Source organism: Citrobacter braakii, from assembly GCF_002075345.1.
GTDB classification, from domain to species: domain Bacteria; phylum Pseudomonadota; class Gammaproteobacteria; order Enterobacterales; family Enterobacteriaceae; genus Citrobacter; species Citrobacter braakii.
In genome coordinates, this window is sequence record NZ_NAEW01000051.1 from 1 (window position 1) to 4,095 (window position 4,095).

The window sequence follows — 4,095 nt, forward strand, 5'->3', positions numbered from 1 at the left end:
AACTGGTTGAACCGGAACTGACGCTGGCACTGGAACTTGTCCGTGTATTGAGGAAGGCAAACCGGAAGGTTCGCGTCTGCGTCAGGTAGAACGTCACCGCGCCCTGCTCTGTACGCCAGGAAAGTCCGGTGCGGGCAGCCACGCTGTCCAGCAGTCCCGCCAGCGGTCCCTGCCAGCGCAGGCCGTTCAGCGTGACGGGCGCCGCAGCCTGCTGCTGACCACCGCCCGCCCCACCCAGCAGGTCCAGAGGAATGCGTCCGTTATCATCCGGCACCGGCAGCGCGCCGCTGATGCGCCGGGTTGCGCCGGCGGACGCCATACTGTGTCCGCCCGCCATCACCTCCGGAGCCAGAATGACCCGCACGCCGCAGATACGGGTGATGCGCTCGCTGATTTCCGGCAGCGTCAGGCCGTCACGGCTGCTGATGGTGATGTTGCATGCCGGCAGCCCGGCCTTCTGCGGCGACGGCGCGGCCTGTGCGATGGGCTTCAGGTTCACCCAGGGTTTGTCCGTCCAGACCAGCGGGGCATGATGACGCTTCTGGCTGTCAATATGCTGCTGCGCAATATCCGCGTCCGCCCGGATGGTCCGGGACATGTTGTCCATTTCGCGGAAGGTGCATCCGGTCACGGCAACAGACAGTGCCGTCACGATAATGACCGTCAGCGCGCGTATTCTGTTTTTCTTCATTGTGATTTCTGCTTCCTGATTCAGTTGAGGTACACCACATCCCCGTTGTTCACGCCCGGCGGTAACGCCAGGCCGGTATCCGTGCCCGACAGCCACACCAGGCGTCCGCCGCTGACCGTGCCGACCAGCGCGGAGCCGTCCGACAGCATCCGCAGCGAACTCACCAGCCCCGGCGTGTCTGCCCGCCACACCCACAGGCGGTCGCTGACAATACGGTGGTGAATACGACCATCTGGGGGACTCACCAGCGCCAGCGCGGACAGCGGCACTTCCCCGTCACGCAGCGGATGGTCATGGCGCCAGTCGTTGATGGCCGCCGCCAGCCCCAGCATCTGCTGCGCCGGCACTCTGGCCGTGGCCGTCTGCGTCCGCGCCTGCGTCTGCATTCTCTGGCTTTCCACCACGTGTCCCGTGATGAGCATAAACACCATCCCCAGCGCCACAATCATCAGTCCCATATCAGCGGTCCGCCGGGCGCCCTGTCACCGACACCAGGCACTGCGCCCGGTGCGCTTCGGCATAGAGGCGTTTTTCAGCCGGGCGGTACAGGTCAAACACCTGATCCAGCGCCGATTCAAAACTGCCGCGGAATGTCAGCGGTGCCTCAATGAGGTAATCCACCGGGGTCTGCCAGATAACCACCCAGTTCCCGCCGTTCGGACAGATGGCCCTCTCCGCCCACGCGGTCAGGGACTCCTTCAGCGTGGTACCGGCGGCGGCTTTCCATTCAGGACCGGACGGCAGCGCCTTCACCGGGGTACCGGTGAGCTTCGGAGCCGGAGCAGGAACAGATAATGCCGGAGCGGAAGAGGGGGTTAATGAAGAGGAAGCTGATGCCGCAGGAGAAGCCGGGTGAGAGGATGAGGCTACAACCGCGGTCACGGTGGTTTTCCCGGTCAGGTCGCTGCCGCTGAACGGGTTACGCCCGGACGTGACAGCCCCGGAGGCAGCAGAAGTCGCCCCTGACGGGGAAGCCGCTGTCGGTGCTGATACTGTATTTTTTGCTTTCACCTGAGACGGCGAAACCACACCACCTGTGGACGTCGCTGCCGGAGTCGTGACCGCAGCGGAAACAGAAGGCGAAGCCGCCGTGTTTTTTACCGTAACCCCCTGCCCCGGGGAAGACGTTGTCAGTACCGGTACTGCCGGCAGGGGAAGCGTCTCACTCCGGCCCGGCCGGGTGCCGACAGAAGACGTTCCCCCCGCAGAAGCCGGTACGGCAGACGCCACCGCAGGTGTGGTGGTAACCGGAGAAGTACCCGGACGCGTCTTCGTCTGCGCCAGATAAGCCTCCCGCAGCACAAAGCAGACCTCGCGGTTCACTTCATCCACGGTCATACGCCAGGCCGGTCCCGCCACCACCTGCAGCGCTTCGCTCAGGCGCACGGGTCCCAGACGGCGCTGGACTGCCGGTAACGGGCGGTTCAGCAGCTCCGCAAAATCCGCGCCATAACGGCCGCACAGGGAATAGCCGGACTGGAACAGCAGGTAACGAAACCCGTCCCCCACGCTGCTGACCAGCGACACCGGCATGGTGATATCAATCAGCTGGTTCAGGGGCTCGCGCTGGGCATCGGCACTTTTTACACTGACCAGCGTGTAGCGCCCCTCCCGGGTCACCTCCGGTGAGCGCTGCCAGATATCCGCCGGCGCGGCCGGTTTCAGGCTGTGGCTGAATGCCGCGTCACGGACAGACGACGCTGCCGGCGACTGCGCACACCCGGCCAGAACCAGCAGCAGTCCGGGGCAGAAAAAGGTGTATGTGTTTAACGTAAACATGGTAAATCCCGACAGATGGCCATCATTGCGGCCATCCTGCGGGGATTTGCGTTAACGCTCAATAAAGAACTGTTTTTGCAAATTTACAAAAAAACGCCCGCATTGATGCAGGCGTTCCGGCGTACATAAAGTTTTACTCCGACGGGCATGATAACCCGTAATGTTAATGGCGGGGCTGTTCCAGCTCCTCACGGCTCAGTCCCATGGTCTTCATCACCACTTCCGGGCTGACACCATTGTCAATCAGCGCACGGGCGGCATTCAGTAACGTCCGGCGTTCACGCTCCAGGCTGGCCTGACGCTCCTGCTCAATGCCCTGCTGGATACCCTTCTGGACACCGTTTTCTTCCAGTTGCTGTGCTATTGTACCCATGAGTTCCTCGTATTCGGGGATAGCTCCCGACAGTTGGTTAATATATGGCCTGATATCCTCGCCCGTCATACCATTCAGTATAGTATAACGCAGAACGGCTTCCACCTGCTCACGGCTGTTCAGTCCCGTCTGAATCAGCTGAACCAGTCGCCCCAGCAGTTCCCTGCCATCCCGCAGACGGATATCACGCTGCACCATCTCCAGCAGCGCCATCCGACGGTGCGTTTTGATATCATCGTCATCCAGCACGCTGACGTCAATCAGCGGCCACGGTTTACTGAGTACCCGTCTGGCAAGTTCCGACTGTTCAAAGCAGTCCAGCCAGTCCATACTGTACGGGTAAGGCCGAACGTCACCATGGTAAAAGAGCAACGGCACCACCACCGGCAGTGTTTTGTACCCCTTTTTCAGGTGATCATCCATCGCCCTGATGGTGTATTTCATCATGCGCCAGGCCATCATCTCATCTTCTGTACTCTGATGTTCCACGATACAGTAGAGCAGGCAGTGCGCGTCCTGCGCCATTTTTACCGAATACAGAATGTCAGAGTGCAGTTCCTTTAACTCTTCATCGACATAACTTCCCGACTCCAGCCTCAGCGTATCCAGGTGAACCAGCGAACGGATGTCTTCAGGCAGGTGCGCCTCAAGGAAATCCCTTGCCGTCACGGGTTCCCGCAGAAACAGCTTGAACAGCGGGTCGTGCCCGCGTTTACTGTTACTGGTCATTTCATTTCCCCGTATGTTAAAAAAAGTGCCTCCCCGGAGGAAGGCACGATACCCGACACCTGCAGTACAGCAGGCATGAAAGCAGTCTTTTCACACCATCAGAAATCAACATAACAACATAATTTAAAACAAAAAAAGACCACTCAGAACGGTATATCATCGTCAAAATCCATCGGCGGCTCATTCGCCGGATGCTGTTTTGGCGGCGTGCCGCTGTAGCTACGACCAGCCGGTTGCTGGGGTTGCCCCTGGCTTCCCTGTTGCTGACCATTGCCACCGTTGCCACGACTGCCCAGCATCTGCATGGAGCCCTGCATGGACACCACCACCTCTGTAGTATAACGTTCCTGACCATTCTGGTCAGTCCATTTCCGGGTGCGCAGTTCGCCCTCAATGTACACCTGGGAGCCTTTACGCAGATACTCACCGGCAATTTCTGCCAGTTTGCCGTAAATCACCACACGGTGCCATTCGGTGCGTTCTTTCTGCTCACCTGTCTGTTTGTCTTTCCAGGTATCTGACG

General features: G+C 59.9%; 4 protein-coding genes and 1 pseudogene. All 5 read right to left on the reverse strand.

Features of this window, described 5'->3' with window-relative positions; genetic code table 11:
• A pseudogene (locus BZK42_RS27535) lies at window positions 1–691 on the reverse strand (PilN family type IVB pilus formation outer membrane protein); the annotation flags it as partial.
• A 20-nt stretch (window positions 692–711) separates the two neighbouring features.
• Window positions 712–1,149, reverse strand: a complete 438-nt coding sequence (pilM, locus tag BZK42_RS27540; RefSeq protein WP_080861476.1) for a type IV pilus biogenesis protein PilM — start codon at window positions 1,147–1,149, stop codon at window positions 712–714.
• A gap of 1 nt (window position 1,150) precedes the next feature.
• Complete coding sequence (gene pilL2, locus BZK42_RS27545; protein WP_080861479.1) at window positions 1,151–2,470, reverse strand: PFGI-1 class ICE element type IV pilus protein PilL2; 1,320 nt, start codon at window positions 2,468–2,470, stop codon at window positions 1,151–1,153.
• A gap of 163 nt (window positions 2,471–2,633) precedes the next feature.
• Entirely contained in the window at window positions 2,634–3,572 is a 939-nt protein-coding gene (locus tag BZK42_RS27550; protein WP_080861481.1) for an Rpn family recombination-promoting nuclease/putative transposase, read from the reverse strand.
• 143 nt (window positions 3,573–3,715) lie between these two features.
• Window positions 3,716–4,095, reverse strand: a 380-nt coding sequence (ssb, locus tag BZK42_RS27555) for a single-stranded DNA-binding protein (protein ID WP_080861484.1), incomplete at its 5' end; no start/stop codon positions are given.

Excerpts from the sequence above, each read along its gene's own strand:
- BZK42_RS27550 (WP_080861481.1), bottom strand. The coding sequence starts at position 3,572 with ATGACCAGTAACAGTAAACGCGGGCACGACCCGCTGTTCAAGCTGTTT.
- pilM (WP_080861476.1), bottom strand. The coding sequence starts at position 1,149 with ATGGGACTGATGATTGTGGCGCTGGGGATGGTGTTTATGCTCATCACG.
- pilL2 (WP_080861479.1), bottom strand. The coding sequence starts at position 2,470 with ATGTTTACGTTAAACACATACACCTTTTTCTGCCCCGGACTGCTGCTG.